24 protein-coding genes and 1 tRNA gene are annotated in these 23,876 nt (G+C 71.8%); 9 read left to right on the top strand and 16 right to left on the bottom strand.

Features of this window, described 5'->3' with window-relative positions; genetic code table 11:
* Positions 1 to 108 precede the first annotated feature (108 nt).
* Positions 109 to 855, top strand: a complete 747-nt coding sequence (locus ABZY91_RS02355; RefSeq protein WP_355399182.1) for a hypothetical protein — start codon at positions 109 to 111, stop codon at positions 853 to 855.
* Positions 856 to 966: 111 nt separating this feature from the next.
* On the opposite strand, the gene ABZY91_RS02350 is transcribed toward ABZY91_RS02355, so the two are convergent.
* On the bottom strand, positions 967 to 3,351 hold the full coding sequence (locus ABZY91_RS02350) for a chitinase C-terminal domain-containing protein (protein WP_329952528.1): 2,385 nt from the start codon (positions 3,349 to 3,351) through the stop codon (positions 967 to 969).
* A gap of 312 nt (positions 3,352 to 3,663) precedes the next feature.
* Entirely contained in the window at positions 3,664 to 4,272 is a 609-nt protein-coding gene (locus tag ABZY91_RS02345) for an ABATE domain-containing protein (protein WP_355399180.1), read from the bottom strand.
* A 94-nt stretch (positions 4,273 to 4,366) separates the two neighbouring features.
* Between ABZY91_RS02345 and ABZY91_RS02340 the strand changes: the two genes are divergently transcribed.
* The 3 genes from ABZY91_RS02340 (at position 4,367) to ABZY91_RS02330 (ending at position 5,938) form a co-directional block, all read left to right on the top strand.
* Positions 4,367 to 4,852, top strand: a complete 486-nt coding sequence (locus tag ABZY91_RS02340) for an HPP family protein (RefSeq protein ID WP_355399178.1) — start codon at positions 4,367 to 4,369, stop codon at positions 4,850 to 4,852.
* 72 nt (positions 4,853 to 4,924) lie between these two features.
* Positions 4,925 to 5,854, top strand: coding sequence for an HNH endonuclease (locus tag ABZY91_RS02335; protein ID WP_355399176.1), 930 nt, complete (start codon positions 4,925 to 4,927; stop codon positions 5,852 to 5,854).
* Positions 5,855 to 5,863: 9 nt separating this feature from the next.
* A tRNA-Leu gene (locus ABZY91_RS02330) sits at positions 5,864 to 5,938 on the top strand.
* Positions 5,939 to 6,006: 68 nt separating this feature from the next.
* On the opposite strand, the gene rdgB is transcribed toward ABZY91_RS02330, so the two are convergent.
* The 4 genes from rdgB to ABZY91_RS02310 all read right to left on the bottom strand — a co-directional run bounded on the left by rdgB (position 6,007) and on the right by ABZY91_RS02310 (position 8,426).
* On the bottom strand, positions 6,007 to 6,612 hold the full coding sequence (rdgB, locus tag ABZY91_RS02325) for an RdgB/HAM1 family non-canonical purine NTP pyrophosphatase (RefSeq protein ID WP_355399174.1): 606 nt from the start codon (positions 6,610 to 6,612) through the stop codon (positions 6,007 to 6,009).
* A 20-nt stretch (positions 6,613 to 6,632) separates the two neighbouring features.
* Positions 6,633 to 7,022, bottom strand: coding sequence for a hypothetical protein (locus tag ABZY91_RS02320; protein WP_329883635.1), 390 nt, complete (start codon positions 7,020 to 7,022; stop codon positions 6,633 to 6,635).
* Positions 7,023 to 7,188: 166 nt separating this feature from the next.
* Positions 7,189 to 7,923, bottom strand: a complete 735-nt coding sequence (gene rph / locus ABZY91_RS02315; protein WP_329952478.1) for a ribonuclease PH — start codon at positions 7,921 to 7,923, stop codon at positions 7,189 to 7,191.
* Between the two features lie 269 nt (positions 7,924 to 8,192).
* Positions 8,193 to 8,426 carry a PTS glucose/sucrose transporter subunit IIB gene (locus tag ABZY91_RS02310; RefSeq protein WP_030060521.1) on the bottom strand — a complete coding sequence of 78 codons (234 nt, stop codon included), beginning with the start codon at positions 8,424 to 8,426 and terminating at the stop codon, positions 8,193 to 8,195.
* Positions 8,427 to 8,852: 426 nt separating this feature from the next.
* Here ABZY91_RS02310 and ABZY91_RS02305 point away from each other — a divergent pair, with 426 nt between their 5' ends.
* From ABZY91_RS02305 to ABZY91_RS02290, 4 genes are all read left to right on the top strand, one after another.
* Positions 8,853 to 10,142: a PTS transporter subunit EIIC gene (locus tag ABZY91_RS02305; RefSeq protein WP_329952479.1), complete on the top strand. Its 1,290-nt coding sequence runs from the start codon at positions 8,853 to 8,855 to the stop codon at positions 10,140 to 10,142.
* 922 nt (positions 10,143 to 11,064) lie between these two features.
* On the top strand, positions 11,065 to 12,342 hold the full coding sequence (locus ABZY91_RS02300; RefSeq protein ID WP_329883631.1) for a PTS transporter subunit EIIC: 1,278 nt from the start codon (positions 11,065 to 11,067) through the stop codon (positions 12,340 to 12,342).
* 514 nt (positions 12,343 to 12,856) lie between these two features.
* On the top strand, positions 12,857 to 13,927 hold the full coding sequence (locus ABZY91_RS02295) for an LLM class flavin-dependent oxidoreductase (RefSeq protein WP_355399170.1): 1,071 nt from the start codon (positions 12,857 to 12,859) through the stop codon (positions 13,925 to 13,927).
* Positions 13,924 to 15,213, top strand: coding sequence for an LLM class flavin-dependent oxidoreductase (locus tag ABZY91_RS02290; protein WP_329952481.1), 1,290 nt, complete (start codon positions 13,924 to 13,926; stop codon positions 15,211 to 15,213). Before ABZY91_RS02295 ends, ABZY91_RS02290 begins: the two co-directional genes overlap by 4 nt.
* A 74-nt stretch (positions 15,214 to 15,287) precedes the next feature.
* Here ABZY91_RS02290 and ABZY91_RS02285 read toward each other — a convergent pair whose 3' ends face one another.
* Positions 15,288 to 16,280 (bottom strand): helix-turn-helix transcriptional regulator, encoded by a 993-nt coding sequence (locus ABZY91_RS02285; protein ID WP_355399169.1) that lies wholly within the window; start codon positions 16,278 to 16,280, stop codon positions 15,288 to 15,290.
* 142 nt (positions 16,281 to 16,422) lie between these two features.
* Here ABZY91_RS02285 and ABZY91_RS02280 point away from each other — a divergent pair, with 142 nt between their 5' ends.
* Positions 16,423 to 17,343, top strand: coding sequence for a branched-chain amino acid transaminase (locus ABZY91_RS02280; protein ID WP_329952483.1), 921 nt, complete (start codon positions 16,423 to 16,425; stop codon positions 17,341 to 17,343).
* A gap of 85 nt (positions 17,344 to 17,428) precedes the next feature.
* Here the strand turns inward: ABZY91_RS02280 and ABZY91_RS02275 are convergent, their stop codons facing one another.
* From ABZY91_RS02275 to clpS, 9 genes are all read right to left on the bottom strand, one after another.
* Positions 17,429 to 18,175: an MBL fold metallo-hydrolase gene (locus tag ABZY91_RS02275; RefSeq protein ID WP_329883626.1), complete on the bottom strand. Its 747-nt coding sequence runs from the start codon at positions 18,173 to 18,175 to the stop codon at positions 17,429 to 17,431.
* Positions 18,176 to 18,420: 245 nt separating this feature from the next.
* On the bottom strand, positions 18,421 to 18,612 hold the full coding sequence (locus tag ABZY91_RS02270) for a MerR family transcriptional regulator (RefSeq protein WP_329883625.1): 192 nt from the start codon (positions 18,610 to 18,612) through the stop codon (positions 18,421 to 18,423).
* Between the two features lie 231 nt (positions 18,613 to 18,843).
* Positions 18,844 to 19,812 carry a cysteine synthase gene (locus tag ABZY91_RS02265; RefSeq protein ID WP_329883624.1) on the bottom strand — a complete coding sequence of 323 codons (969 nt, stop codon included), beginning with the start codon at positions 19,810 to 19,812 and terminating at the stop codon, positions 18,844 to 18,846.
* A gap of 95 nt (positions 19,813 to 19,907) precedes the next feature.
* Entirely contained in the window at positions 19,908 to 20,186 is a 279-nt protein-coding gene (locus tag ABZY91_RS02260; RefSeq protein ID WP_329883622.1) for a MoaD/ThiS family protein, read from the bottom strand.
* Between the two features lie 106 nt (positions 20,187 to 20,292).
* Positions 20,293 to 20,412: a putative leader peptide gene (locus ABZY91_RS02255; RefSeq protein ID WP_327677307.1), complete on the bottom strand. Its 120-nt coding sequence runs from the start codon at positions 20,410 to 20,412 to the stop codon at positions 20,293 to 20,295.
* 150 nt (positions 20,413 to 20,562) lie between these two features.
* Complete coding sequence (locus ABZY91_RS02250; protein WP_355399165.1) at positions 20,563 to 20,994, bottom strand: M67 family metallopeptidase; 432 nt, start codon at positions 20,992 to 20,994, stop codon at positions 20,563 to 20,565.
* Between the two features lie 77 nt (positions 20,995 to 21,071).
* Positions 21,072 to 22,538, bottom strand: a complete 1,467-nt coding sequence (locus ABZY91_RS02245; RefSeq protein ID WP_355399163.1) for an amino acid permease — start codon at positions 22,536 to 22,538, stop codon at positions 21,072 to 21,074.
* 273 nt (positions 22,539 to 22,811) lie between these two features.
* Complete coding sequence (locus ABZY91_RS02240; protein ID WP_355399161.1) at positions 22,812 to 23,387, bottom strand: DUF2017 domain-containing protein; 576 nt, start codon at positions 23,385 to 23,387, stop codon at positions 22,812 to 22,814.
* 56 nt (positions 23,388 to 23,443) lie between these two features.
* Entirely contained in the window at positions 23,444 to 23,737 is a 294-nt protein-coding gene (clpS, locus tag ABZY91_RS02235) for an ATP-dependent Clp protease adapter ClpS (protein ID WP_063351371.1), read from the bottom strand.
* Positions 23,738 to 23,876: the final 139 nt, after the last annotated feature.

The raw sequence follows: 23,876 nt of genomic DNA, 5'->3' as shown, positions 1-23,876 counted from the left end.
GGTGCTGTCCCCACTCCGCGAAGGCCCTGTCGGGCGGTCCGCGGCGGGCCCTAGCGTGCTGCTCACCGGGCCCGCCGCCCGGGTCCCGCCACGCCCCTGGAGTGAGCCGTGCAGAGCGCCAGATCCGGTTCCGTCACCCGCCTCGCCGTCGTCGGCGTGGTCGCCGCCGTCCTCGCACTGAGCGCCTGCGGACCGGAGAACGACGACAGTGCCGTGCCGCCGCCGCCCACCCGGCCGACCACCGAGCCCGTGAGCACCCCGCCTGCCGGGCAGCCCGCCGCTCCGACCGCGTCGACCACCGCTCGGCCCACCGCGCCGCCGACCACCGCCGCGCCGTCCTCGGCCTCCGCCAAGCCGACCGCGCCGACCGCGCCGACCTCGCCGACCGGCAAGCGCCAGGTCGTCGAGGCCCGGACGGCCGGCGGACTGGCCAGGACCACCGGCCCCGACGCCGTCTCCGACGTCCCCGTCGACCCGGGCGAGATGCGCGACGGCATGCACCTGGTGGTCGCGAACTACGACCGCGCCGGACAGACCTCCGGCCGCCGGATCCTGCTGGTCGCCGTCGACAACGTCCCCGAGGACCCGGCCAAGCGCCGCGAGCACCTCTGGCGCGGTCTGATCGACTACGCCCAGCAGCACGGCTCCACCGGCGACCCGACCTCCGGCGTCCCGTACGCGGCCGGCCCGCTCGGCGGCTCGCTGGAGTGCCTGCAGCTTCCGGCGGCACCCACCACCGACGTCCTCTGCGGCTGGTCCGACGCCTCCACGGCGGGCGTGGCCCTGTTCCCGAAGAGCACCCCCGCCGAGGCCGCGGCCCTCTTCGCCGGGATGCGCGGCGACATCGAGAAGTAGCGGCCGGGGGCCGGGCCCCGGGGCGCCCCCGGGCACGACGCAGCGGTGGCGGCGCACCCCCCGACCGGGTGCACCGCCACCGCCGTCTCTCACCTCAGGAGACCGCTGTCATCAGCAGGCCCCGAGGTCGCTCCAGACTCCCCACGCGCCGCTGGCGGCGGGGTCGTCGCCCTTGGTCCACCACTTGTTCTGGTAGTAGTGGCCCTTCCACGACACCTTGGTCGGCGTCGCGTAGGTGGTGGCCGCGTCCCAGCTCGGCGCAGCGGCGCAGGTGCCGGTGGTCGGGGTCACGGTCGGCGTGACGGTGGGCGTGACGGTCGGCGTCACCGTGGGGGTGACGGTCGGGGTCACGGTGGGCGTCACGGTCGGGGTGACGGTCGGGGTCACGGTGGGCGTCACGGTCGGGGTCGGCGTGCCGCCGTTCACCGCGCCGCGGGTCAGGTCACCCTTGAGGCCGTACAGCGTGCCGCCCACGTTGACCGTCCAGTTGGACGGGGTCGAGACCGGCAGGTAGTAGGTGAAGTCCATGTCGATCGACGCACCCGGCGCCAGCGACTGCCAGCCCGGCAGCTTGACCGACACGCGGTTGTAGGTGCCCTTGAGGCCGCCCACGTTGCCCGACCCGGTGTGGTCCTGCTTGATGACCGTCAGACCGAAGCCGGACTGGTCCTTGGCGTTGCCCGGGGCCGAGTTGCTGTAGTCGAACTGGAACTCGGTGCCGCCCGGCAGGGTCAGCGTCGAGTTGTTGACGATGTGGATCTTCGGGTTGATCGGGTAGTTCGAGTCACCCAGCGCGAAGTTGGTGAACGACACGTCGATCGGCAGGGTCTGCTGCGGCAGCGCCGTCGTCGAGCGGATCGCGCCGTACGGCGAGGCCGCCTTGAACTTGTCGTACATCAGCGAGGTGAGCGTGTTGCCCGGGACGTACTGGCCCTTGCCGCCGTTCGCGGCCGCGTCCCACTTGTAGTCGCCGGCCAGCTCCCAGATCATCGCGCCGCCGGCGCCCTGGTTGACGATGTAGTCGGCCTTGGCGCCCACCGACTGCTCGTCCTCGGTGGAGAGGAACACCTTCTTGGCGTCGTTCCACAGCCACGGCGCCACCAGGGCGGAGCTGTAGTTGCGGGCGTAGGTGCCCGTCAGCGCGGTGTCCTTCACGCCGTACTTGGAGAGGTAGTCGGGCAGGATGCCCTTCTCCAGGTTCTTGGCGTGCCACATCGGGTTCGACCCGGCCGGGGACTCCTTGCCCGCGTCGTCCTTGTCGTTCCAGATGTTGTCGATGCCGACCGCGCCGTCACCGCACGCGGTCAGGCCGGATCCGACCGGGCAGGTGGTCGCCGAGGCGGTGCCCCAGAGGCCGTTGGTGCCGCCGACCACGTTCTTGAAACCGCGGGTGTAGTACGGCAGACCGACGTTGATCCGGCCGCCGGGCATCGCGCCGCGGAAGTAGTGGTACGACCAGTCGGTGTTGAGGTAACCGATGCCGCCGTACTGGCCGGTGCCGTAGACGTTGGCCGCCGCCAGCTCGCCGTCCTTGCCGTCGTCGAACAGCGAGGCGTTCGGGCCGACGTACTTGTTCCAGGCGCCGTGCAGGTCGTACGACATGATGTTGACGTAGTCCAGGTACTGCGCGATCTGGAACGTCTCCATGCCGCGCAGCAGGTAGCCGGACGACGGGGCCGCGACCGAGAGCAGGTAGTGCTTGCCGTCGGTGGCGCCCGCCCGGTCCAGCTTCTCGCGGAGCGTCTTCATCAGGGCGGCGTAGCCCTTGGCCAGCGAACCGCGCTTGCTGTTGGCGAGCTGCCAGTCCAGCGGGTTGCCCGCGTCCTTCATCGAGGTCGGGTACTCGTAGTCGACGTCGACGCCGTTGAAGCCGTACTTCTTGATGAAGTCGACGGCCGAGGTGGCGAAGGAGTCGATGCCCGCCTGGTTGACGCTGCCGTCCGGGTTGACGGTCATCGAGTAGAAGCCGCCGGAGTTGACGCGCTTGCCGTCGTCCCCGAAGTACCCGCCGGTCTCGGTCCAACCACCGACCGAGATCATGGTCTTGACGTTCGGGTACTGCTTCTTGTACTTCGTCAGCAGGTTGAAGTGACCCTTGTAGGGCAGCGACGGGTCCAGCTCCGCGCCGGGCACGCCGGGGAAGGAGATCCCGGTGGCCTCGTTCTTGTCGTTGTCCGTGCCGACCGACAGCTTGTTGTCGGAACCGACGTGGCCGAAGGCGTAGTTGAGGTGGGTGACCTTGTCCCAGGGGATGTCGCTCACCAGGTACGGCGGGGTGCCGTCCTTGCCGGTACGCCAGCCGGTGAAGTAGCCGATGATGCGGCGCTGGTGATCGGCGCCCATCTTCTCGCGGCCGTTGGTGTCGTAGACGCTGCAGTACGGAACGTCGACGCCGGGCGTGGCGTACTGACCGTCCGGACGACAGGCCGCGTTGTCGACGGTGGCGGACGCCTGGGAGGGCGCCGCGCCCAGCGTGGCCACCAGCAGGCCGGCCATGGCGGCGGCAGCCAGCGAGGCCAGGCCGGCGCGGGCCGCCGGGCTCGTGGAACGGCGAGCAGCGGTGGGACGCCGCTCAGCCGTGGATCGGATCAACACTCGGTCCTCCGGGCAGAGTGCCGGCGCGTGCCTGTGGGGGAGCACGCACAGTGGGGGAAAGCAGATTGGCGCTGAAGCTATGTGGTCTGAACCACATAGGTCAATAGGTCTGTACCAATTGGTAATCAATTCCCCAACATCGCCGGTCGAACGGCTGATTGTCGACGGTCAGCCAGGTCCCCCTCCGGACCACGTCCCGGATCGCCGCGGCGCTCACTCCTCCGCACGCCGGCGGCTGTGCCGGGCCACCCGCACCCGCGTCCCGCAGGACGTCGAACACCACGCCCGCCGCGCGTGCTGCTGCAGGAAGAAGAGGATGCAGCCCGGCGCCGGACACGCCTTCACCGACTCCCGCCGCTCCCCCGTCAGCAACTCCACCGCCGCCTGCGCCACCCGCGCCAGCAGCACCCTCCCCCGCTCCCCCGCCAGACTCCGCGGCACCGCCCGCCCCACCGCCCCCGGCGGCAGCTCCGCCCACCCCGGAGCCGCCCGCAGCGCCTCGTTCACCACCGCGACGTCCGGCTCCGCCGCCGGCCCGCCCGCCACCACCGCGGTCAGCACCGCCCGCAGCGCCCGCCGCAGCTCCCGGAAGGCCGCCAGCTCCGCCGGACCCAGCTCCCCGGCCGGCGCGCTCGCCGGATCCAGCCCGTCCGCATGCCGCTCCACCCAGGCCGCCAGACCCGCGGGCTCCACCAGCACGTCCACCAGGTGGCCGCGCAGGCCGCCCCGGATGAAGGTGCTGTTCACCAGGTCCAGTGCCACGTGCTCACCGTCGACCGGCATCCCGTCGACCGCACCGTGCTCCACCACATCCCTGCCCATACCCATACCTAACGGTAACGCGGCTTGCCATCCGCTAGCCAAGCCGAGCAAACTAACGCTACAAGTCAATGACAAGCGTTAGGAAGCCGCCGCCGTGCCCCTCCCCAGCCGAGCCCCCGCCCGCCCCGCCACCACCGCCGTCCTCGCCTCCACGGCCACCGCCGTCACCGCCCTCCTCCTCCTCGCCGCCCTCGGCACCCTCACCGAACACCCCCTGCTCATCCCACCCCTCGCCGCCTCCATGGCCCTCATCGCCGGCGCCCCCGACCTCCCCCTCGCCCAACCCCGCAGCGTCATCGGCGGCCAACTGCTCTCCGCCCTCACCGGCTACGCCGTCCTCGCCCTCACCACCCCCGCCTACTGGTCGGCCGCCATCGCCGGCGGCCTCGCCCTCGGCGTCATGACCCTCGCCCGCACCCCGCACTCCCCCGCCGCCGCGACCGCCGTCATCGTCACCCTCACCTCCCCGGACCCCCGCCACTTCCTCCCGCTCCTGGCCCTCGCCGCCGCCCTCCTCACCCTCACCGGCCTCGTCGCCGCCCGCCTCCGCAACCGCCGCTACCCCACGTACTGGTGGTGAGCCCGTGACCGGACGACCGGCCGGTCGTTCGCCCACACGGGGGACGGGCCCACACGCCCGAAGGGGAACACCATGCCGGTCACCAGATACACCCACGAGCTGCTGGCCTCGGTCGCCGCGGAGTCGACCAGCATCAACGACATGATGCGGCGGCTCGGCGTACCGATGGCGGGTGGCACGCACAGCTACCTGAGCAAGCGGCTGCGGCACTACGGGATCGACACCTCGCACTTTAACGAGGGCCGCCCGGACTACGGGCGTCGCCGGTACTCGCGCGAAGCCCTGACCGAGGCCGCTGCGAACAGTGACAGCATCAACGCGATGATGGTGCACCTGGGAGTGACGCCCTACGACAGCCTGTACTCGTACCTGAAGAAGCGACTGGCCGAATTCGACATCGACACCTCGCACTTCACCTTCCGGGGCGACGGCGGCCGCAGGGCCGCAGCGATCCCCCGCGAGGTCCTGACACAGGCCGTCGCGACCAACCGGAGCTTCCGCGGCGTCATACTCGCGCTCGGCATGGTGGACGGCGGCAACTCCCGCACCCTGGTCAGGGAGAGCATCGCCTTCCACCGACTCGACACCGGCCACTTCACCGGGCAGGCGCACAACAGGGGGCAACGGACGGGGCCGCGGAAGAGAGCCGAGGAACTGCTCGTCCGGCGTCCACCGGGAAGCCACCGGATCCCCGGCGACCGCCTCCGGGCCATGCTCGTCCACCTCGGGCACCCGGATCGCTGCGACATGTGCGACACGCCCCCGGTCTGGCTCGGGCTCCCGATGACGCTGGAGGTCGACCACCTCAACGGCGACTGGCTCGACAACAGGCGGGAGAACCTCCGGCTGCTCTGTCCGAACTGTCACTCCATCACGCCGACCTACTGCGGGCGGAACAAGGAGCGGGCCGCTCCGGGGGGTGTGGGCGCCGCACGGCGAAAGGAACGGCCGGAAGGCCGGACAGAAAGGTGCGGCCCACCGGACAGTGAGCCGGTAGGCTAGCTCTGGTATGCGCCCGTACTCCAGCTGGCTAGAGAGGTACGGTTTAGGTCCGTATTGTCGTGGGTTCGAGTCCCACCGGGCGTACCGAGCAGAATGTCCCGTTGACCTTCGAATCGAAGGTCAACGGGACATTGTCGTTCTCCCGGCCGTACTCAGCCCAACAGGTCCCGGACCACCGGGGCGAGGGCGCGGAAGGCGTGGCCGCGGTGGCTGATGGCGTTCTTCTCCGCCGGCGTCAGTTCGGCGCAGGTGCGGGTCTCGCCGAGCGGCTGGAGGATCGGGTCGTAGCCGAAGCCGCCGTCGCCGGACGGCTCGGTGCGGAGGGTGCCGAGGAGGCGGCCCTCGACGACCCGCTCGGTGCCGTCGGGGAGGGCGAGGGCGGCGGCGCAGAAGAAGTGGGCGCCGCGGTGGACCGCGTCGATGTCGGAGAGCTGGGCGAGCAGCAGGTCGAGGTTGGCGCGGTCGTCGCCGTGCTTGCCCGCCCAGCGGGCGGAGAAGATGCCGGGGGCGCCGTTGAGGACGTCGACGCAGAGGCCGGAGTCGTCGGCGACGGCGGGCAGGCCGGTGGCCTGCGCGAGGGCGTGGGCCTTGAGGAGCGCGTTCTCCGCGAAGGTGACGCCGGTCTCGCGGACGTCGGGGATCTCCGGGTAGGCGTCGGCGCCGACCAGTTCGACGTCCAGGCCGGCGCTGCCGAGGATGTCGCGGAGCTCCACGACCTTGTTCTGGTTACGGGTGGCGAGGATGAGTCGGGTGGTCATGAAACCACCCTAACCGGACGTCAGCCGGTGCAGACCTTGGTGAGGTTCGAGGCGGCGTCGCCGAGCGGCTTGAGGTCCGGCACCTGCTTGTTGTTGACGGCCTGCTGGACCTTGTCGACCTGGGTGGAGAGGTCGGTGATGGCCTGGGAGACGTCGGTGTCCTTGGAGTTCTTCCCGAGCTGGTCGAGGTCGTTCTTGAGCTTCTGCAGCGCCTGCCCGGCGGCGGCCGCGTCGTTGCTGGCGTTGCTGTAGGCGTTGCTGACCTCGGTGATGTCACCGGTGATCTTGACCGCGGTGTTGCCGCAGTCGAGCGCCTTCTGGGCTGCCGCGCAACTCACGGCGCTGAGCGGGAGGATGGCGATCAGGCCGGCCACGGCGAGCATGGTGGGGCGGGCGATGCTCTGGGGCATCCGGTCCTCCTCGGTGCGCGGGTTTCCGGAAGGGAAGGACGCGCGCCGAGGGTGCACGGTTCCCGCAACCGGGTGCTGCGGGAACCGTACGGGCTCCGGACCCGGCCTGTACAGCGACCGAGGCCGGAGCCCGGGGGTTTTCGGGAACCGAAGCGGAACCGAGACCTCAGCCTTCGAGGGAGCCGAGGGCCTTGCGCTGGATCTCGTCGAGTTCGGCGCAGCCGAGGGTGCCGAGGTCGAGGAGCCGGTCGAGCAGTGCGCGGTCGAACGGGGCGCCCTCGGCGGTGCCCTGGACCTCGACGAAGCGGCCGTCGGAGGTGCAGACGATGTTCATGTCGGTCTCGGCGCGGACGTCCTCCTCGTACGGGAGGTCGAGCATCGGGACGCCGTCGATGATGCCGACGCTGACGGCGCTGACGCCGCTGGTGATCGGCTGGCCCTTGGCGCGGAGGATCTTCTTGTCACGCGCCCAGGCGACGGCGTCGACGAGGGCGACGTAGGCGCCGGTGATCGCGGCGGTGCGGGTGCCCCCGTCGGCCTGGAGGACGTCGCAGTCGAGGACGATGGTGTTCTCGGCGAGCGCCCGGTGGTCGACGACGGCGCGCAGCGAGCGGCCGATGAGCCGGCTGATCTCGTGGGTGCGTCCGCCGAGCCGCCCCTTGACGGACTCCCGGTCGCCGCGGGTGTTGGTGGCGCGGGGGAGCATTGAGTACTCGGCGGTGACCCAGCCTTCGCCGCTGCCCTTGCGCCAGCGCGGGACGCCTTCGGTGACGCTGGCGGTGCACAGCACCTTGGTGTCGCCGTAGGAGATGAGGACGGAGCCTTCGGCGTGCTTGCTCCAGCCCCGTTCGATGGTGACGGGGCGGAGCTGGTCGGGGGTGCGGCCGTCGATGCGTGACATAGGCACCGAGCGTAGCCGGTTTCGGTGGGTGGTCCGGGTACGCCCCGTGGAGTCCCGGGTGCGCCCGGGGCGGGCGGTGGCGGGGGTCCGAACGGGTGGTGGGGGCCGCCCGGAGGGGCTGTGGCGCCGTGCCCGTCCGGCCCGTGTCCGGGGTGCGTCCGGGCGGTGTCCCGGGGTGCGTCCGGGCCGCGTCCGGGTCCGGGCGTGCCTCGGCCCGCCGGCCACGGGGGCGGGCGGGCCGAGGGGGTGGTGAGCCTGGTGGGCTCAGCTCACATCATGTCCTCGATGTCGGCGGCGATCGGGTCGGCGTCGGTGCCGATGACGACCTGGATCGCGGTGCCCATCTTGACGACGCCGTGGGCGCCGGCGGCCTTCAGCGCGGCCTCGTCGACGAGGGAGGCGTCCTTGACCTCGGTGCGCAGGCGGGTGATGCAGCCTTCGACCTCTTCGATGTTGTCGATGCCGCCGAGACCGGCGACGATCTTCTCAGCCTTGCTGGCCATTGCTTTCTCCCTCTGTCTCGGCCCGTCGGCTGCTCTGCCGGGTGCCGTCGTGCGCTGTGCTGCCGTCCCCGGCCGGAGGTCGGGGGGTGATGGGTCCGGTTCGGTGCTGACGCGAGGTCAGCCGACGGTCGTACCGCGTCATGCCGTGTCGTGCTGCCCGGCAGCGCGACCAGCATGACCCGATCCGGAGCGATATGCCACGTTAGTCCACTTTTGGCCCATTCCGGCGCGCATGCCCCGGACCGCCGTCCGAGGATGACGATCAGCGGGGTTCGTGCTCCCGGTGCTCGCGGCCTGCGTCCCGAAGTGGTCTACACCAATATATGTGTACTCCGATGAACGCAGGAAGAGCCCCGGGTGTTCCTGGCCCTGCCCGAAGGTCCCCCCGGGGGCCCGCGGCCGGCAACTGCTCTCGGAGGGCGAAGGATGAGTTCGGCAGGCGCCACAGCCCCGCAGACCGCGTGGTGGCACACCTTCTACGGCGGCCTCCAGAAGATGGGCCGCTCGCTCCAGCTCCCGGTCGCGGTGCTCCCGGCCGCCGGCATCCTCAACCGGCTCGGTCAGCCGGACGTCTTCGGCAAGGACGGCCTGGGCTGGGACAACGTCGCCAAGGTCTTCGCGGCGGCGGGCGGCGCGCTGCTGGACTCCTCGCTCGGTCTGCCGATGCTGTTCTGCATCGGCGTCGCGATCGGCATGGCGAAGAAGGCGGACGGCTCGACCGCGCTGGCGGCCGTGGTCGGCTTCCTCGTCTTCTACCAGGTCCTGCACGCCTTCCCGGAGGACTGCAAGCTGCCGACCGTGCTGGTCGGCAACCAGTGCGTGGACTTCACCTCCGCCAAGGCGGCCGCGGCGACCTACCAGAACCCGGGCGTGCTGGGCGGCATCCTGATCGGTCTGCTGTCGGCGTGGCTCTGGGTGCGTTTCCACCGCACCAGACTGGTGGACTGGCTGGGCTTCTTCAACGGGCGCCGCCTGGTGCCGATGATCACCGCCCTGGTCGGCATGGTGGTCGCCGTCATCGCGGTCTGGGCGTGGCCGCCGATCGGCCGGGCCTTCAACGACTTCAGCCAGACCCTCGCCGACCTGGACGCGTGGGGCGCGGGCATCTTCGGCCTCGCCAACCGCGCACTGCTGCTGATCGGCATGCACCAGTTGCTGAACACCTTCGTCTGGTTCCAGTTCGGCGACTTCACGAAACCGGACGGCGCCGTCGTCCACGGCGACATCCCGCGCTTCCTGGCCGGCGACCCCACGGCGGGCCAGTTCACCTCCGGTTTCTTCCCCATCATGATGTTCGCGCTGCCCGCCGCCGCCCTGGCGATGGCCCACGCGGCCAAACCGCACCGGCGCAAGGAGATCTACGGCCTGATGCTCTCGGTCGGTCTGACCTCCTTCGTCACCGGCGTGACCGAGCCGATCGAGTACTCCTTCGCCTACGTCGCCCCGGCGCTGTACGCGGTGCACGCGCTGCTGACGGGCGCGTCGATGGCCGTCACCTGGGGGCTGGGGGTACACGACGGGTTCAGCTTCTCGGCCGGCCTGATCGACTACGCGATCAACTGGAGCCTGGCCACCAAGCCCTGGATGATCATCCCGATCGGGCTCTGCTTCGCCGTCGTGTACTACGTGCTGTTCCGGTTCATCATCGTGAAATTCAACATGAAAACGCCCGGACGCGAGGACGACGACGAGGTCGAGGACGTGACCAAGGCATAAACCGAGCGTCACCACGAGCTATCCGATAAAGCCCCCGGACGACCGGTCCGGGGGCTTTCGGCTTATCCGGGGCGGGTCTTTGGTCCCGACACGAAACTCCGGACAATTCAGGGACCGGAAATTCGGGGACAGGACCACGGCCCCGACTGCCGCCCGGCCTGCGCCCGGGCGGCACCCGGACAGCACCGGCGGGCACGGCGGGCGGGCGTCGACGGGCAACGGGGCCCGCACAGGAGGGCAACGGGTGGGCCGCAGGGGGCCGCCCGGCGGGCACGGCGCCCGCGGACCGCGGCCGGGGGGTGGGAGCGGTCCGGGTGGGGGGAAGATCACAACCCGCCGAGAACCACCGCCGGACAATCCGCCACCACCGCCGCCCTGCCGTTTCGCCTCCGGTTTCCTGCGCGAAGAGATCGCGGCGGCGGACCGGGGAGCAATCCCGACGACGATTACCGGGTGCCCGGCGAGGGGGGTACATGACACCGGCGCCCCGCCGGGCCGCGACCGTCCGGGGCGGGCCGGCTCGGGCCCGGCTCCCCCGGCCGCCGCGACCTCGGCCACATCCCCCGCCGTCCTCCGGCGGACCCCCGCCCGCCCCTCCCCCGCGTCCGGGGCCGCCCGGGGCTCCCGGGGGGCCTCCCCTCCGGCCTCCGACGGCCCTGCGGGCCGGGCCTGCCGGGGGTCCCGGCTTTTTGTTGCGCAAATAGCCAAAATCCCAATCACCGCGGGTAATCATGATCGTCGATCCGCAAGTAGGTTTCGATTTCATAGCGCTTCCCATCAGCAGCGCTTTCGGGGGTTCCCCCCCTTCTCCACCCGTGCTACAAAACTGGTCTACACCACGTGTGGTGTAGACCAGTTCGCGGTTCGGCCCCCTGTGCCTGTCCCCCGACCGACCCGCCCTTGCCGTTAGGAACCCACCCCCATGAGTCAGTCTGCGCAGGCACCGGCGCCCGCCGCGGCTCCGGCCACGCCAAGCCCCACCAAGAAGTTCGGCCAGAACCTGATCCAGGGTCTGCAGAAGATCGGCCGCAGCCTCCAGCTGCCCATCGCCGTGCTCCCGGCCGCCGGTCTGCTCCTGCGCCTCGGCCAGGACGACGTCTTCGGCAAGGACGGCCTCGGCTGGGACAAGGTCGCCGCGGTGTTCGCCACCGCCGGCAACGGTGTCTTCGACAACCTGCCGCTGCTCTTCGCGGTGGGCATCGCCATCGGCTTCGCCAAGAAGGCCGACGGCTCGACCGCCCTCGCCGCCCTGGTCGGCTTCCTGGTCTACAAGAACGTGCTCACCGCGTTCCCGATCACCGAGGGCCACGTCACGGACGGCAAGTGGGTCGCCCCGACCTACCAGAACCCGGGTGTGCTCGGCGGCATCGTGATCGGTCTGCTCAGCGCCGTGCTGTGGCAGAAGTACCACCGCACCAAGCTGGTCGACTGGCTCGGCTTCTTCAACGGCCGCCGTCTCGTCCCGATCATCATGGCCTTCGTCGGCACCGCCGTCGGTGTCCTCTTCGCCCTGACCTGGGGCCCGATCGGCGACGCCATCAAGAGCCTGAACGACACCCTGATCGGGGCCGGCGCGCTCGGCGCAGGCGCCTTCGGCCTGGTCAACCGTGGTCTGCTGCCGGTCGGCATGCACCAGTTCGTGAACTCCTTCGCCTGGTTCCAGACCGGTGACTTCACCAAGCCCGACGGCACCGTCGTGCACGGCGACCTGACCCGCTTCTTCGCCGGCGACCCCACCGCCGGACAGTTCATGTCGGGCTTCTACCCGATCATGATGTTCGCGCTGCCCGCCGCCGCCTTCGCCATCGCCCACACCGCCAAGCCGCACCGCCGCAAGGCCGTCACCGGCATGATGCTGTCCCTGGCGCTGACCTCCTTCGTCACCGGTGTCACCGAGCCGATCGAGTTCTCCTTCGTCTTCATCGCCCCGCTGCTGTACGTCATCCACGCGCTCCTCACCGCCGTCTCGATGGCCCTCACCTGGGCGCTCGGGGTGCACGACGGCTTCACCTTCTCCGGCGGTCTGATCGACTACCTGCTCGCCTGGAACAAGGCCACCGACCCGTGGATGATCATCCCGCTCGGCCTGGCGTTCGCCGCCCTGTACTACTTCCTCTTCCGCTTCGCGATCGTCAAGTTCGACCTCAAGACCCCCGGTCGCGAGGACGACGACGAGATCGAGGACGTCACCAAGGCCTGACGCCGGGAACCACCTGACGCCGCTCACGGCCCCGCCCCGCCACCCGCTCCCCCGGGTGGCGGGGCGGGGCCGTTCGCGTGTCCCGTACCGGGTCCCGTCCGTGCCCCGTACCGGAGACCGCCCGTGTCTCGTACCGGAGGCCGCCCGGTGAGACGGTGGTTGACGAACCGGGAAGATCGCTGGTCAACTGAAGCGGTGAACGCCCCTCGCATGCTGGTCACCCGCAGCCACATCGACTTCGGTCGCGTGTGGTCCGCGGCGTGTTGCGCCTGACCCGAGCGTTCCCCCCGCCGCCGCGCCGCTGACGTCCCCGCCGCGCCCCGGCCGCACCGCCTCCCGTCCCGCCCGTGACCCGGGCATGCCGCCGTCCGCCCGGCCGCACCGCGCGCGAACCCGCGCGCGGCGGGCCCGCACGGCACACCACGCGTCCGTACGCACCGCGTCCGCGCACCTCGCAGCCCGGCGCACCGCCTCCGCACGCACCGCTTCCGTACGAGGAAAGTCAAGGCCACACATGCCCCGCCAGCTGCATCTTTCCGCCGCCCTCGACAGTCCGGGCCACGTCGACGCCGGTCACTTCACCGCCCTCGCCCACCTCGCCGAACGGGCCACCCTCGACTTCGTCACCCTCGACGACTCCTACACCCCCGAGCCGCGCCGGCTCGACGCGCTCGCCACCTTCGCCAGGCTCGCCCCGGTCACCGGCGGCCTCGGCCTGGTGCCGACCGTCACCACCACCCACACCGAGCCGTTCCACACCTCGATATCCGTCAACACCCTGGACTGGGTGAGCGAGGGCCGCGCCGGCTGGCTGGTCGGCGTCTCCGACACCGAGGCCGAGGCGAAGGCCTTCGGCCGCAAGGGCACCGCGCCGACCGACGAGCTCTGGGCCGAGGCGGCCGACGCCGCCGAGGTCGCCTCCCGGCTCTGGGACAGCTGGGAGGACGACGCGGAGATCCGCGACACCGCCACCGGCCGGTTCATCGACCGCGAGAAGCTGCACTACATCGACTTCGAGGGCCCGCACTTCTCGGTCCGCGGACCCTCGATCACCCCGCGTCCGCCGCAGGGCCGACCGGTCGTCGCCGTCACGGTCTCCGCCTCCGACCTCGCCCCGGACGCCACCGCCGGGGGCCGCGCCCGGGTCGACACGGCCGTCCGGTACGCCGACGTCGTCCTCCTGGACGCCCCCGACCGGGCCGCCCGGCTGACCGCCGCCACCGAACTGCGGCTGCGCGGCGGCGAGTCCCTGCGGATCCTGGCCAGGATCCCGGCCGCGCTCACCGACGACGCCGCCGCATCCGCGCTGGTCACCGAGGTGACCGAGGGCGGCGGCGGAGTGGACGGCTTCCACCTGGTGCCCGCCGACCCGGCCCGTGACCTCGCCGCCGTCGCCGACCGCGTCGTCCCGGCGCTGCGCGAGCGCGGCCTGTTCCGCACCGCGTACAGCGGCCGCACCCTGCGCGACCACCTCGGCCTGGCCCGCCCGGCCGGCCGCTACGCCGTCGCCGCCACCATCACCCACACCCCCGCCGCCGGCAACGACGCCGCCGCCCCCGCCGCTCCCGCCGAGGTGACCCGATGACGGACCGCCCGCTCAAGCAGATCCACCTCGCCGCGCACTTCCCCGGCGTCAACAACACCACCGTCTGGACCGACCCCGCGTCCGCCAGCCAGATCGACTTCAGCTCCTTCCGCCGGCTCGCGGAGACCGCCGAGCGCGGGCGGTTCGACTTCTTCTTCCTCGCCGAGGGCCTGCGGCTGCGCGAGGTCAAGGGCCGCATCCACGACCTGGACGTGGTCGGCCGCCCCGAGTCGATCACCGTGCTGGGCGCGCTCGCCGCCGTCACCACCCACCTCGGGCTGGCCGCCACCGTCAACGCCACCTTCAACGAGCCCTACGAACTGGCCCGCCGGTTCGCCTCGCTGGACCACCTGTCCGGCGGCCGGGCCGCCTGGAACGTGGTGACCTCCTCGGACGCCTTCACCGGCGAGAACTTCCGCCGCGGCGGCTACCTCGACCGCGCCGACCGGTACACCCGGGCCGCCGAGTTCGTCCAGCTGGCCCGGGAGTTCTGGGACGCGACGGACGGCGGCACCGTCCGCCACCAGGGCCCGCAGTTCGACGTCGAGGGGACCCTCTCGGTGCCCCGCCCGCCGCAGGGGCACCCGGTCGTCATCCAGGCCGGCGACTCCGACGAGGGCCGCGAGTTCGCCGCCGCCACGGCCGACGTCATCTTCAGCCGGCACCACACCCTCACCGCCGGCCAGGCGTTCCACGCCGACGTCAAGCGCCGGCTGGCCGCGTACGGGCGCAAGCCGGACGAGCTCAAGATCATGCCCGGGGTCACCTACGTCCTGGGCGACACCCAGGCGGACGCCGTCGAGCGGGCCGCCGAGATCCGGCGCGCCCAGGTCAGCCCGGCGACCACGATCGGCTACCTGGAGCAGGTCTGGGGCATCGACCTCTCCGACCACGACCCGGACGGCCCGCTGCCCACCGTCGACCCGCTCCCGGACTCCGGCATCGTCAAGGGCCGGACCACGCTCGGCGATCCGCTGGAGATCGCCGCCAAGTGGCGCGCGGTGGCCGCCGAGAAGAAGCTCACCAGCCGCGAGCTGGTGATCGAGGTGACCGGCCGGCAGTCCTTCATCGGCACCCCGGAGGCGATCGCCGAGCAGGTCAACACCTACGTGCAGAGCGACGCGGCGGACGGCTTCATCCTCGTCCCGCACCTCACCCCGGGCGGGCTCGACGGGTTCGTCGACCGGGTGGTGCCGCTGCTCCAGGAACGCGGGGTGTTCCGCACCGAGTACTCCGGGACGACGCTGCGCGACCACCTCGGCCTGCCGGTCCCCAACCGGCGCTGACCCGGCCCGCGTCCGACCGTCCGGCCGCACCGCCCCGCCCCGGCCGTCTCGGGCCGTATCTCGGGCCGGGGCGGTCAGACGCGGCCGAGACGGGCCGCGTACACGCCGGCCTGGAAGCGGCTCTCCGCGCCCAGGCCGGCGGTCAGTTCGGCGACCAGCCGGCGCACCGTCCGCTCGGACACCTCCAGCTTCCGGGCGATCGCCACGTCGGTCAGCCCGGCCGCCAGCAACCGCAGCACCGCGCCGTGCCGATCCGTCATCTCCTCCGCACCGGGCACGAGTTCGACCAGGGTGCAGGCCGCCGACCAGAAGTACTCGAACAGTTCGGCCACCAGCGCGACCAGCGCCGGCTCGCGCACCACCACCGCCGCCTCGGCGGCGGGGGCGTCCCCGCCCGGCCCGGCGCCCGGGGCGGGCAGGATCGCGAGCCGGGCGTCGACCACGATCAGCCAGAGCGGCAGCGAGTGGGCCGTCCTGATCCGCGCCCCGGCCGCGGTCAGCTCCCGGACGTGCGCGAGCACGGCCGGCCGGCGCAGCGCCGCGGCCGGGTAGATGGTGCGCAGCGCGGCCCCGTGGGCGAGGGCGAGCCGCTCGCGGGCGAGCTTGCCGGCGAGGGCGGCCTCGGAGAGGTCCTGGCCGGGGCGGAGCGAGAGCGCCTCGGTGCGGGCGCCGCGGGCGGCGTCCTCCAGCAGGGCGGCGATCCGTTCGGCGCCGCTGACCAGTTCGAGGGCGCTGCCGGTCCGGTGCCGGTGCTGGACGGGGAGGTAGCGGGTGTGCAGGCGGTCGACCGAGTCGCGGGCCCGGTGGAGCGCGCCGACCAGGGCGGTGACCTGTTCGTCGGCGTCGATCAGCAGTTGGCGGACGGCGGTGTCGACGGAGACGGCGGCGTGGCCGGGGGGATCTCCGGCGGCGGTGGGCTGGAGCAGGCCGAGGGCCAGCAGTTCGGCGGTGGCGGCGGCGAGTCGCGGTTCGTCCCAGTCGGGGCCGGCGGCGGCGGGCGGGCGGCCGGGTTCGGCGAGCAGGCGGGCGTAGAGCTGGGTGGCGTCGCCGCCGGTGGGGCTCTCCATCGGCGCAGCCTAGTGAAGGGGGTGCGGGTCGGGCGGGGGGTTTCCGAGGGGCGAGACGGCTCGCTTCCGCTCCCGGTCATGGCCGGTTCCGGCAGTGCCGGAGCGGCTGACCGGCGGCGGGCGGGTGGTCAGGATGGGCGGCATGGCAGCTCTTCCCGAAGCTTCGACGATCTGGTTGGACGGCGCGCTGGTGCCCTGGCAGCAGGCGCGGACGCACGTCCTGACGCACGGCCTGCACTACGGCACGGGGGTGTTGGAGGGCACCCGGGCGTTCGCCACGGCGGACGGCCCGGCGGTCTTCCGGCTGTCCGAGCACCTGCACCGGCTGGACCGCAGTGCGCGCATGCTGCGGATGGAACTCCCTTTCAGCGTGGACGACTTGGCCGTGGCGACGGTGGACCTGGTGCGGGCCAACGGCCATCGCTCCTGCTACCTGCGGCACTTCGCCTTCCTGGGGTACGGCGCGATGGGCCTGGACATGCGGTTCTCGCCGACCACGACGGCGATCGCGAGCTGGGAGTGGCACGGGCAGCTCCCGGACGCCGCTGCGGGGATCAGGCTGAAGACGAGCAGTTGGCGGCGGACCGATCCGAACTCGGTGCCGCCGGCCGCGAAGGCGACGGGCCCGTACCTGAACGCGGTGCTGGCGCGCCGGGAGGCGACCGACGCGGGGTACGACGAGGCGCTGCTGCTGGGGCCGGACGGCACGGTGAGCGAGTGCACCGGCGAGAACGTGTTCGCGGTGCGCGGCGGGGTGTTGCGCACGCCGCCGGCGAGCGCGGGCGCGCTGGAGGGGATCACCCAGGACACGGTGCTGACGCTGGCCCGGGACCTGGGGGTGGAGGTGCGGGTGGAGGCGCTGCTGCGGTCGGACCTGTACGCGGCGGACGAGGTGTTCCTGTGCGGTACGGCGGCGGGGGTGGTGGCGGTGGGTTCGCTGGACGACCGCGCGTTGCCTTGTGCGCCGGGCCCGCTGACGGTGCGGTTGCGGGAGGCGTACGAGGCGGCGGTCTCGGGCGCGGATCCGCGGTACCGGCACTGGCTGACGCCGGTGGGCGCGTAGGCGCCTGCGCGTATGGGCGCGTGAGGGGTGTGGGGGCGCGGGGCGTGCGGGGGCGCGGGCCCGGCGTGGGGCGCGCGGGCCGGGGTCAGATCGGGTAGACCGCGCCGGCCCGGGCGATCTCGACGGGGCCGGCGAACGCGGCGGTGGCGTCCCGGAGGTTGTGCTCGGCGTCGGTCCACGGCGGGATGTGGGTGAGGACGAGCCGGCGGGCGCGGGCGGCGGTGGCGTGCTCGCCGGCCTCCCGGCCGTTGAGGTGGACGGCCCGGTAGGTGTCGCGGCCGTCGATGTAGGCGGCCTCGCAGAGGAAGAGGTCGGCGTCGCGGGCGAGTTCGACGAGTTCGGGGCTCTCGCCGGTGTCGCCGGAGTAGACGAGGCTGCGACCGTCGTGTTCCAGCCGGAAGGCGAAGGCGTCGACGGGGTGGTTGACCTGGGCGACCTCGACGCGGAACGGGCCGAGGTCGAAGCGGCCGGGGGTGAGGGTGCGGAACTCGAACACCTCCTTCATGCCCGGGTTCTCGGGCATGTCGTAGGCGCGGGCCATCCGTTCGGCGGTCCCGGCCGGGCCGTAGACGGGCATCGGGTCCGGACAGCCCTCGGCGCGGTAGTTGCGGGCGACCCAGTAGGCGCAGAGGTCGACGCAGTGGTCGGCGTGCAGGTGGCTGAGCAGGACGGCGTCGACCTCGTAGATCGACACGTACTTCTGCAGGGCGCCGAGTGCGCCGTTGCCGAGGTCGAGCACGACGCGGTAGCCGTCGGCCTCCACGAGGTAGCTGGAGCACGGCGAGTCGGCGGACGGGAAGCTCCCCGAGCACCCCACCACGGTCAGTTTCATCCGAGCCCCTCCGCCCCGACACGTCCTGGCAGCCGCTGGTCATGACAGAGCGGGCCGGGTCGACCGGCCGGTAGCGCTGCCCTTCGCGTGTGTCGAGGGTAAGGGCGGAGGGGCACTTTGCCCCCGTCTCCGTGCCGTGCTGTGGCTGGAATCACCAGAACGCCGGGGAGCCGGGGGCGTGCCTCGGTCGGCGGGCGGTCGGACGGTCGTTCAGCGCTGGTTCGGCGGTGGGTCCGGCGGCGGGTTCAGCGGTGGCCGGGACGCCGGCGGGCCCAGGCGCGGATGGTCTCGGGGTACCAGCGGGGGTGGCCGCTGCCGTCGGTCACGTCCGGTTCGGGGATCAGGCCGTGCCGTCGGTAGTTGCGGACGGTCTCGGGCTGGACGTTGATGTGGCGGGCGATCTCGGCGTACGACCACAGGTCGGTGCTGCGGCTCACGGGTCACCTCCGGCTGTGCGTGGGGGGACGTGCGTGATCAGCTTTTCCGGGCCCGGCGGCACCTTTAGCGCAGAACGGACACCGTGGTCGTACCGTGACAGACCGGGAGCACGGTACGGACAAATCCCCGATCGTCACGGGGACGAACGGTCGTCCGTCCGGCGAACGGCCGCGCGGACGGGCGCTGCGCGGAGGGCGCCACGGCCGGCCGGCCACCCGGGCCGGACGGCCTCAGGCCCAGAGCTGACCCTGCAGCGCCTCGACGGCCGCCTCGGTGGACTCGGCGGTGTAGATGCCGGTGGAGAGGTACTTCCAGCCGCCGTCGGCGACCACGAAGACGATGTCGGCGCGCTCGCCGGCCTTGGCGGCCTTGCGGCCGACGCCGATCGCCGCGTGCAGGATCGCACCGGTGGAGACGCCCGCGAAGATGCCCTCCCGCTGGAGGAGTTCGCGGGTGCGCTGCACGGCGTCGGCGGAGCCGACCGAGAAGCGGGTGGTGAGCACCTCGGCGTCGTACAGCTCGGGGACGAAGCCCTCGTCGAGGTTGCGCAGGCCGTAGACCAGGTCGTCGTAGCGCGGTTCGGCCGCGACGATCCGCACGCCGGGGACCTTCTCGCGCAGGAACCGGCCGACGCCCATCAGGGTGCCGGTGGTGCCGAGGCCGGCCACGAAGTGGGTGACGGCGGGCAGGTCGGCGAGGATCTCGGGCCCGGTGGTGGCGTAGTGGGCGCCGGCGTTGTCGGGGTTTCCGTACTGGTAGAGCATGACCCAGTCGGGATGCTCGGCGGCGATCTCCTTGGCGATGCGCACCGCGGTGTTGGAGCCGCCGGCGGCCGGCGAGGGGATGATCTCGGCGCCCCACATGCGGAGCAGTTCGCGCCGTTCCTCGCTGGTGTTCTCGGGCATCACGCAGACCATCCGGTAGCCCTTGAGCTTGGCTGCCATGGCGAGCGCGATGCCGGTGTTGCCGCTGGTGGGCTCCAGGACGGTGCAGCCCGGGGTGAGCCGGCCGTCGGCCTCGGCGCGCTCGATCATGTGCAGCGCCGGGCGGTCCTTGATGGAGCCGGTGGGGTTGCGGTCCTCCAGCTTGGCCCAGAGGGTGACCAGGCCCTCGGTGTTGCCGGGGATCTCGGCGGAGAGCCGGGGCAGGCGGACCAGCGGGGTGTTGCCGACGGCTTCGAGCGGGCTGTCGTAACGCAAGGGGTGCCTCCGGCAACGGCGGTGAGGGTCGGGTCGGGCGGCTCGCCCCGCTCCGGCCGACCGCGGTGGCGGGGCGGAGCGGGGCGAGCGGGAGGTCAGCGGGCGCCGCCGGCCACGGCGGGCAGGATGGTGACACTGTCACCGTCGGCGACGTTGGTGGAGATGCCCTCCAGGAAGCGGACGTCCTCGTCGTTCAGGTAGACGTTGACGAAGCGGCGCAGTTCGCCGCCGTCCAGCAGGCGGGCGGCGATGCCCGGGTGACGGGCGTCGAGGTCGTTGAAGAGCTCCGCGAGGTTGCTGCCGGTGCCCTCGACGGCCTTGGCGCCGTCGGTGTAGGTGCGGAGGATGGTCGGGATGCGGACCTCGATGGCCATGGGTGCGCTCCTGTGCGAGTCGTGAGGTGGGGTGGACGCCGCAGCGGGCGCGGCAGGGCGTGGTGGGCCCGGAGCGTGGAACCTGCGGCGGGCCTGGGCGGGCGGCTCAGCGCGAGCGCGCCGGCGTGCCGGGACAGATCGCACTGGCGAGCCGGCACAGGTCGACGTGCAGGCGCGCCACGAGGCGGGTGCCCGGGGCCTGGGTGCTCACATCGACGGAACGCATGGGCTCATCGTATAGATTCCCGGGCCCGCTCATCCATGCCCGTCTCGGGATCCGGATGCTTCCGTTTCCCATGCTGAGACTACCGGGGAACGGCAAAGGCCCGCCGACGACGCACGGGCAGTCGGCGGGCCTCGCCCAGGTGGGTGCGGGTCAGGCCTGGTGGGCCTCGACGACCTGGACGTCTTCCTCTGTGATCTCACCGTCCACGATGCGGAACGAGCGGAACTGGTAAGGGTCCTCCGGGCCGTTGCCGTCGGCGGTGGAGACGAGGACGTAGTGGGCGTTCGGCTCGGAGGCGTAGGTCACGTCGGTGCGCGACGGGTAGGCCTCGGTGGCGGTGTGCGAGTGGTAGACGATCACGGGCACCTCGTCCCGGTCGTCCATCTCGCGGTAGAGCTTCAGCAGGTCACCCGAGTCGAACTCGTAGAAGGTCGGCGAGCGGGCCGCGTTGAGCATCGGGATGAACCGCTCGGGGCGGTCGCTGCCCTCCGGGCCGGCGACGACGCCGCAGGCCTCGTCCGGGTGGTCGGCGCGGGCGTGGGCGAGGATCGCGTCGCGCAGTTCTCGGGTGATGGTCAACATGCGGCCAGGATAGCCACGCCCCGGCGGCCGTCGGCCGTGGTGTCCACGGCCTGGGCCGCCGGGGTCTCGCGGGCCGGTCAGTGCGGGTCGCCGGACCCGCCCCCGGAGCCGTTGCGGGCGTGCAGGTGGTCGTGCGCGACGGCGTGGACGGCCTCCGGGCGGCGGCGCTTGAGCACCTGGTAGCCGATCACCAGGAGCACGGCCCAGCCCGGGAAGACGTACAGCGAGATCCGGTTGCTCTCGTCCAGGGCGATCAGCACGACCACGAGGACGAGGAAGGCGAGCGCGGCCCAGCTGGTCCAGGTGCCGCCGGGGGCCTTGAAGCTCGGCGGCGGCAGGTGGCCGCCCCTCCAGGCCTTCCGGTAGCGGATCTGGCAGATCAGGATCATCGCCCAGGTCCAGAGGCCGCAGACGGTGGCGACCGAGGTGATGTACTCGAACGCCTTGGCCGGGACGAGGTAGTTGAGCACCACGCCGGCGCCCATCAGCAGGCAGGAGAGGGTGATCGCGGCGGCCGGGGTGCGGCTGGAGTTGAGCTTGGTGAGCCGGCCGGGGGCCTGGCCGCGCAGGGCGAGGTCGCGGAGCATCCGGCCCGTGGAGTACATGCCGGAATTGCAGGAGGAGAGCGCGGCGGTGAGCACCACGAAGTTGATGATGCCGGCGGCGGCGGGGATGCCGATCTTGCCGAAGGCGGCGACGAACGGGCTGACGCCGGGCTGGAACTCGGTCCACGGGACCAGCGAGAGGATGACCACCAGGGCGCCGATGTAGAAGAGCGCGATACGCCACGGCAGGGTGTTGATGGCGCGCGGCAGGGTCTTCTTCGGGTTCTCGCTCTCGCCGGCGGTGACGCCGACGAGTTCGACGCCGAGGTAGGCGAACATGACGATCTGCAGGGTCATCACGGTGGCGCCGATGCCCTTGGGGAAGAAACCGCCGTTCTCCCAGAGGTGGGTGATCGACGCGGTGTCACCGGCGTCGCTGAAGCCGAGGGTGAGCACCCCGATGCCGATCAGGATCATGCCGATGATGGCGGTCACCTTGATCATGGAGAACCAGAACTCGATCTCGCCGAAGAGCTTCACCGAGATCAGGTTGGCCCCGTAGAGGATGACCAGGAACGTGAGCGCGCTGAGCCACTGCGGGATGCCTGGCGCCCAGAACTTCACGTAGACGGCGGCGGCGGTGGTTTCCGCCATGCCCGTGACAACCCAGAAGAGCCAGTACGTCCAGCCGGTCACGTAACCCGCGAACGGGCCGAGGAACTCCCGCGCGTACTCGGCGAAACTCCCGGACACCGGGCGGTAGGTGAGCAGTTCGCCGAGTGCCCGCATGATCGCGAAGATCACCACGCCGGCGACGGCGTAGGACAGGATCAGGCTGGGGCCGGACTTGGAGATCGCGGTGCCGGCGCCGAGGAAGAGGCCGGTGCCGATCGCGCCGCCGATCGCGATCATCTGGATCTGGCGGCTGCCGAGCCCCCGCTGATAGCCCTCCTCGTCCGGTTTGGCGTCGACGACTTCGTCGTAAACCTGCTCGGCCATGTTGGCACCGTCCTGGATGGGTGGTCTCGTGGGGTGGGGAGAAGTCGTACCACGCGGGATCCGGAGAGCGGTGTCCATCTGAGCGATATTTGAGCATGTCCCGATAGGGTTTCGCCCGTTTTAACCGGAAAGGCCCCGACCGGTCGTCCGCATGCTGGACGGGTGGTCGGGGCCTTTCGGAAGGGCGCGCGGGCGGCCCGGAGGCCGGGCCTGGGCACCCGGCCGACGTACGCGGCAGGAGCACCCGGCCGGAGCGCCCGGCCGTCGCGCGGATCAGTCGGAGATCGACTCCAGCAGCGACTCCTGGAGGGCGCCGAGCCAGAGGTAGGCCATCACCAGCGGCTTGCGCTCGTCGCTGTCCGGCAGGTCGTAGAGTCCCTGCTCGTCCTCGTCGGTGATCTCCAGCCGCACCCCCAGGGTGAGCCGCAGGTCGTTGAGCGCGCCCAGCCAGCGCAGGCACTCGGCGGCGGCCAGCTTCAGCACCCCGCCCTCGCCGTCGAGCCCGTCCAGCGCCCGGACGACGTGCAGCGCGTCCTCGCGCTTGCGGGCCCGCAGGTCCAGCTCGGTGTAGCGGCGGAACTCGGCGGCGGCCTCCCGGGACTCGTCGTCCGCGGGCTTCGCCGGATCGCCGTAGGCGTCCGGGAAGAGCCGGGCCAGCGCCGGGTCGTCGGGCGCCTCGCTCGGCCCCTCGGCGAACAGGGCGGCCAGCGGGTCGTCGTTCTCCCCGCCCGGGCCGGGGCCGATCAGCTCCAGCATCTGCACTTCCAGCGAGCGCAGGATGGAGGCCTCCAGCTCGTCCAGCGCGATCGCCGCGCTCCCGCCGCCGGCACTCTCGAACAACCCAGCCATCGGTATCGGTCAGCCCGTCTTCGTCGTCTCTGGTGGTGTACTGCGGTCGGGCGGTGTCAGTCGTGCTGCAGCGTGGCCCACAGGCCGTAGCCGTGCATCGCCTGCACGTCGCGTTCCATCTCCTCGCGGGATCCGCTGGAGACCACCGTCCGGCCCTTGGTGTGCACCTCCATCATCAGCTTCCGGGCCTTGTCCTTCGGGTAGCCGAAGTAGGCCTGGAAGACGTACTGGACGTAGCTCATCAGGTTGACCGGGTCGTTGTGGACGATGGTGACCCAGGGGGTGTCGGGTTCCACCACCGGCAGGCCTTCGACCTCCGGGCGCTCGATCTCCACGGGCGCGACACTCACCGACGGGTCCCTCCTCACGACTCTGATCCCACAGGGCCGCCACGGGCCCCTTCAGCCCCCATGCTGCCATCCGGGGGACCGGCGGGCGATTCCGCCCCGGCGCTCGCAACGCGCCGGACGATCTCCCCCGACGAGAAAT

Origin of the sequence: Kitasatospora sp. NPDC002965 (genome assembly GCF_040611255.1) — a bacterium.
In the GTDB taxonomy this organism is placed as follows: domain Bacteria; phylum Actinomycetota; class Actinomycetes; order Streptomycetales; family Streptomycetaceae; genus Kitasatospora.
This window is presented reverse-complemented; position numbering and strand designations above follow the sequence as displayed.

Coding starts and splice junctions, on each gene's coding strand:
- ABZY91_RS02350 (WP_329952528.1), bottom strand. CDS start 3,351: ATGGCCGGCCTGCTGGTGGCCACGCTGGGCGCGGCGCCCTCCCAGGCG.
- ABZY91_RS02345 (WP_355399180.1), bottom strand. CDS start 4,272: ATGGGCAGGGATGTGGTGGAGCACGGTGCGGTCGACGGGATGCCGGTC.
- ABZY91_RS02335 (WP_355399176.1), top strand. CDS start 4,925: ATGCCGGTCACCAGATACACCCACGAGCTGCTGGCCTCGGTCGCCGCG.
- rdgB (WP_355399174.1), bottom strand. CDS start 6,612: ATGACCACCCGACTCATCCTCGCCACCCGTAACCAGAACAAGGTCGTG.
- ABZY91_RS02320 (WP_329883635.1), bottom strand. CDS start 7,022: ATGCCCCAGAGCATCGCCCGCCCCACCATGCTCGCCGTGGCCGGCCTG.
- rph (WP_329952478.1), bottom strand. CDS start 7,923: ATGTCACGCATCGACGGCCGCACCCCCGACCAGCTCCGCCCCGTCACC.
- ABZY91_RS02310 (WP_030060521.1), bottom strand. CDS start 8,426: ATGGCCAGCAAGGCTGAGAAGATCGTCGCCGGTCTCGGCGGCATCGAC.
- ABZY91_RS02305 (WP_329952479.1), top strand. CDS start 8,853: ATGAGTTCGGCAGGCGCCACAGCCCCGCAGACCGCGTGGTGGCACACC.
- ABZY91_RS02300 (WP_329883631.1), top strand. CDS start 11,065: ATGAGTCAGTCTGCGCAGGCACCGGCGCCCGCCGCGGCTCCGGCCACG.
- ABZY91_RS02295 (WP_355399170.1), top strand. CDS start 12,857: ATGCCCCGCCAGCTGCATCTTTCCGCCGCCCTCGACAGTCCGGGCCAC.
- ABZY91_RS02290 (WP_329952481.1), top strand. CDS start 13,924: ATGACGGACCGCCCGCTCAAGCAGATCCACCTCGCCGCGCACTTCCCC.
- ABZY91_RS02285 (WP_355399169.1), bottom strand. CDS start 16,280: ATGGAGAGCCCCACCGGCGGCGACGCCACCCAGCTCTACGCCCGCCTG.
- ABZY91_RS02280 (WP_329952483.1), top strand. CDS start 16,423: ATGGCAGCTCTTCCCGAAGCTTCGACGATCTGGTTGGACGGCGCGCTG.
- ABZY91_RS02275 (WP_329883626.1), bottom strand. CDS start 18,175: ATGAAACTGACCGTGGTGGGGTGCTCGGGGAGCTTCCCGTCCGCCGAC.
- ABZY91_RS02260 (WP_329883622.1), bottom strand. CDS start 20,186: ATGGCCATCGAGGTCCGCATCCCGACCATCCTCCGCACCTACACCGAC.
- ABZY91_RS02255 (WP_327677307.1), bottom strand. CDS start 20,412: ATGCGTTCCGTCGATGTGAGCACCCAGGCCCCGGGCACCCGCCTCGTG.
- ABZY91_RS02250 (WP_355399165.1), bottom strand. CDS start 20,994: ATGTTGACCATCACCCGAGAACTGCGCGACGCGATCCTCGCCCACGCC.
- ABZY91_RS02245 (WP_355399163.1), bottom strand. CDS start 22,538: ATGGCCGAGCAGGTTTACGACGAAGTCGTCGACGCCAAACCGGACGAG.
- ABZY91_RS02240 (WP_355399161.1), bottom strand. CDS start 23,387: ATGGCTGGGTTGTTCGAGAGTGCCGGCGGCGGGAGCGCGGCGATCGCG.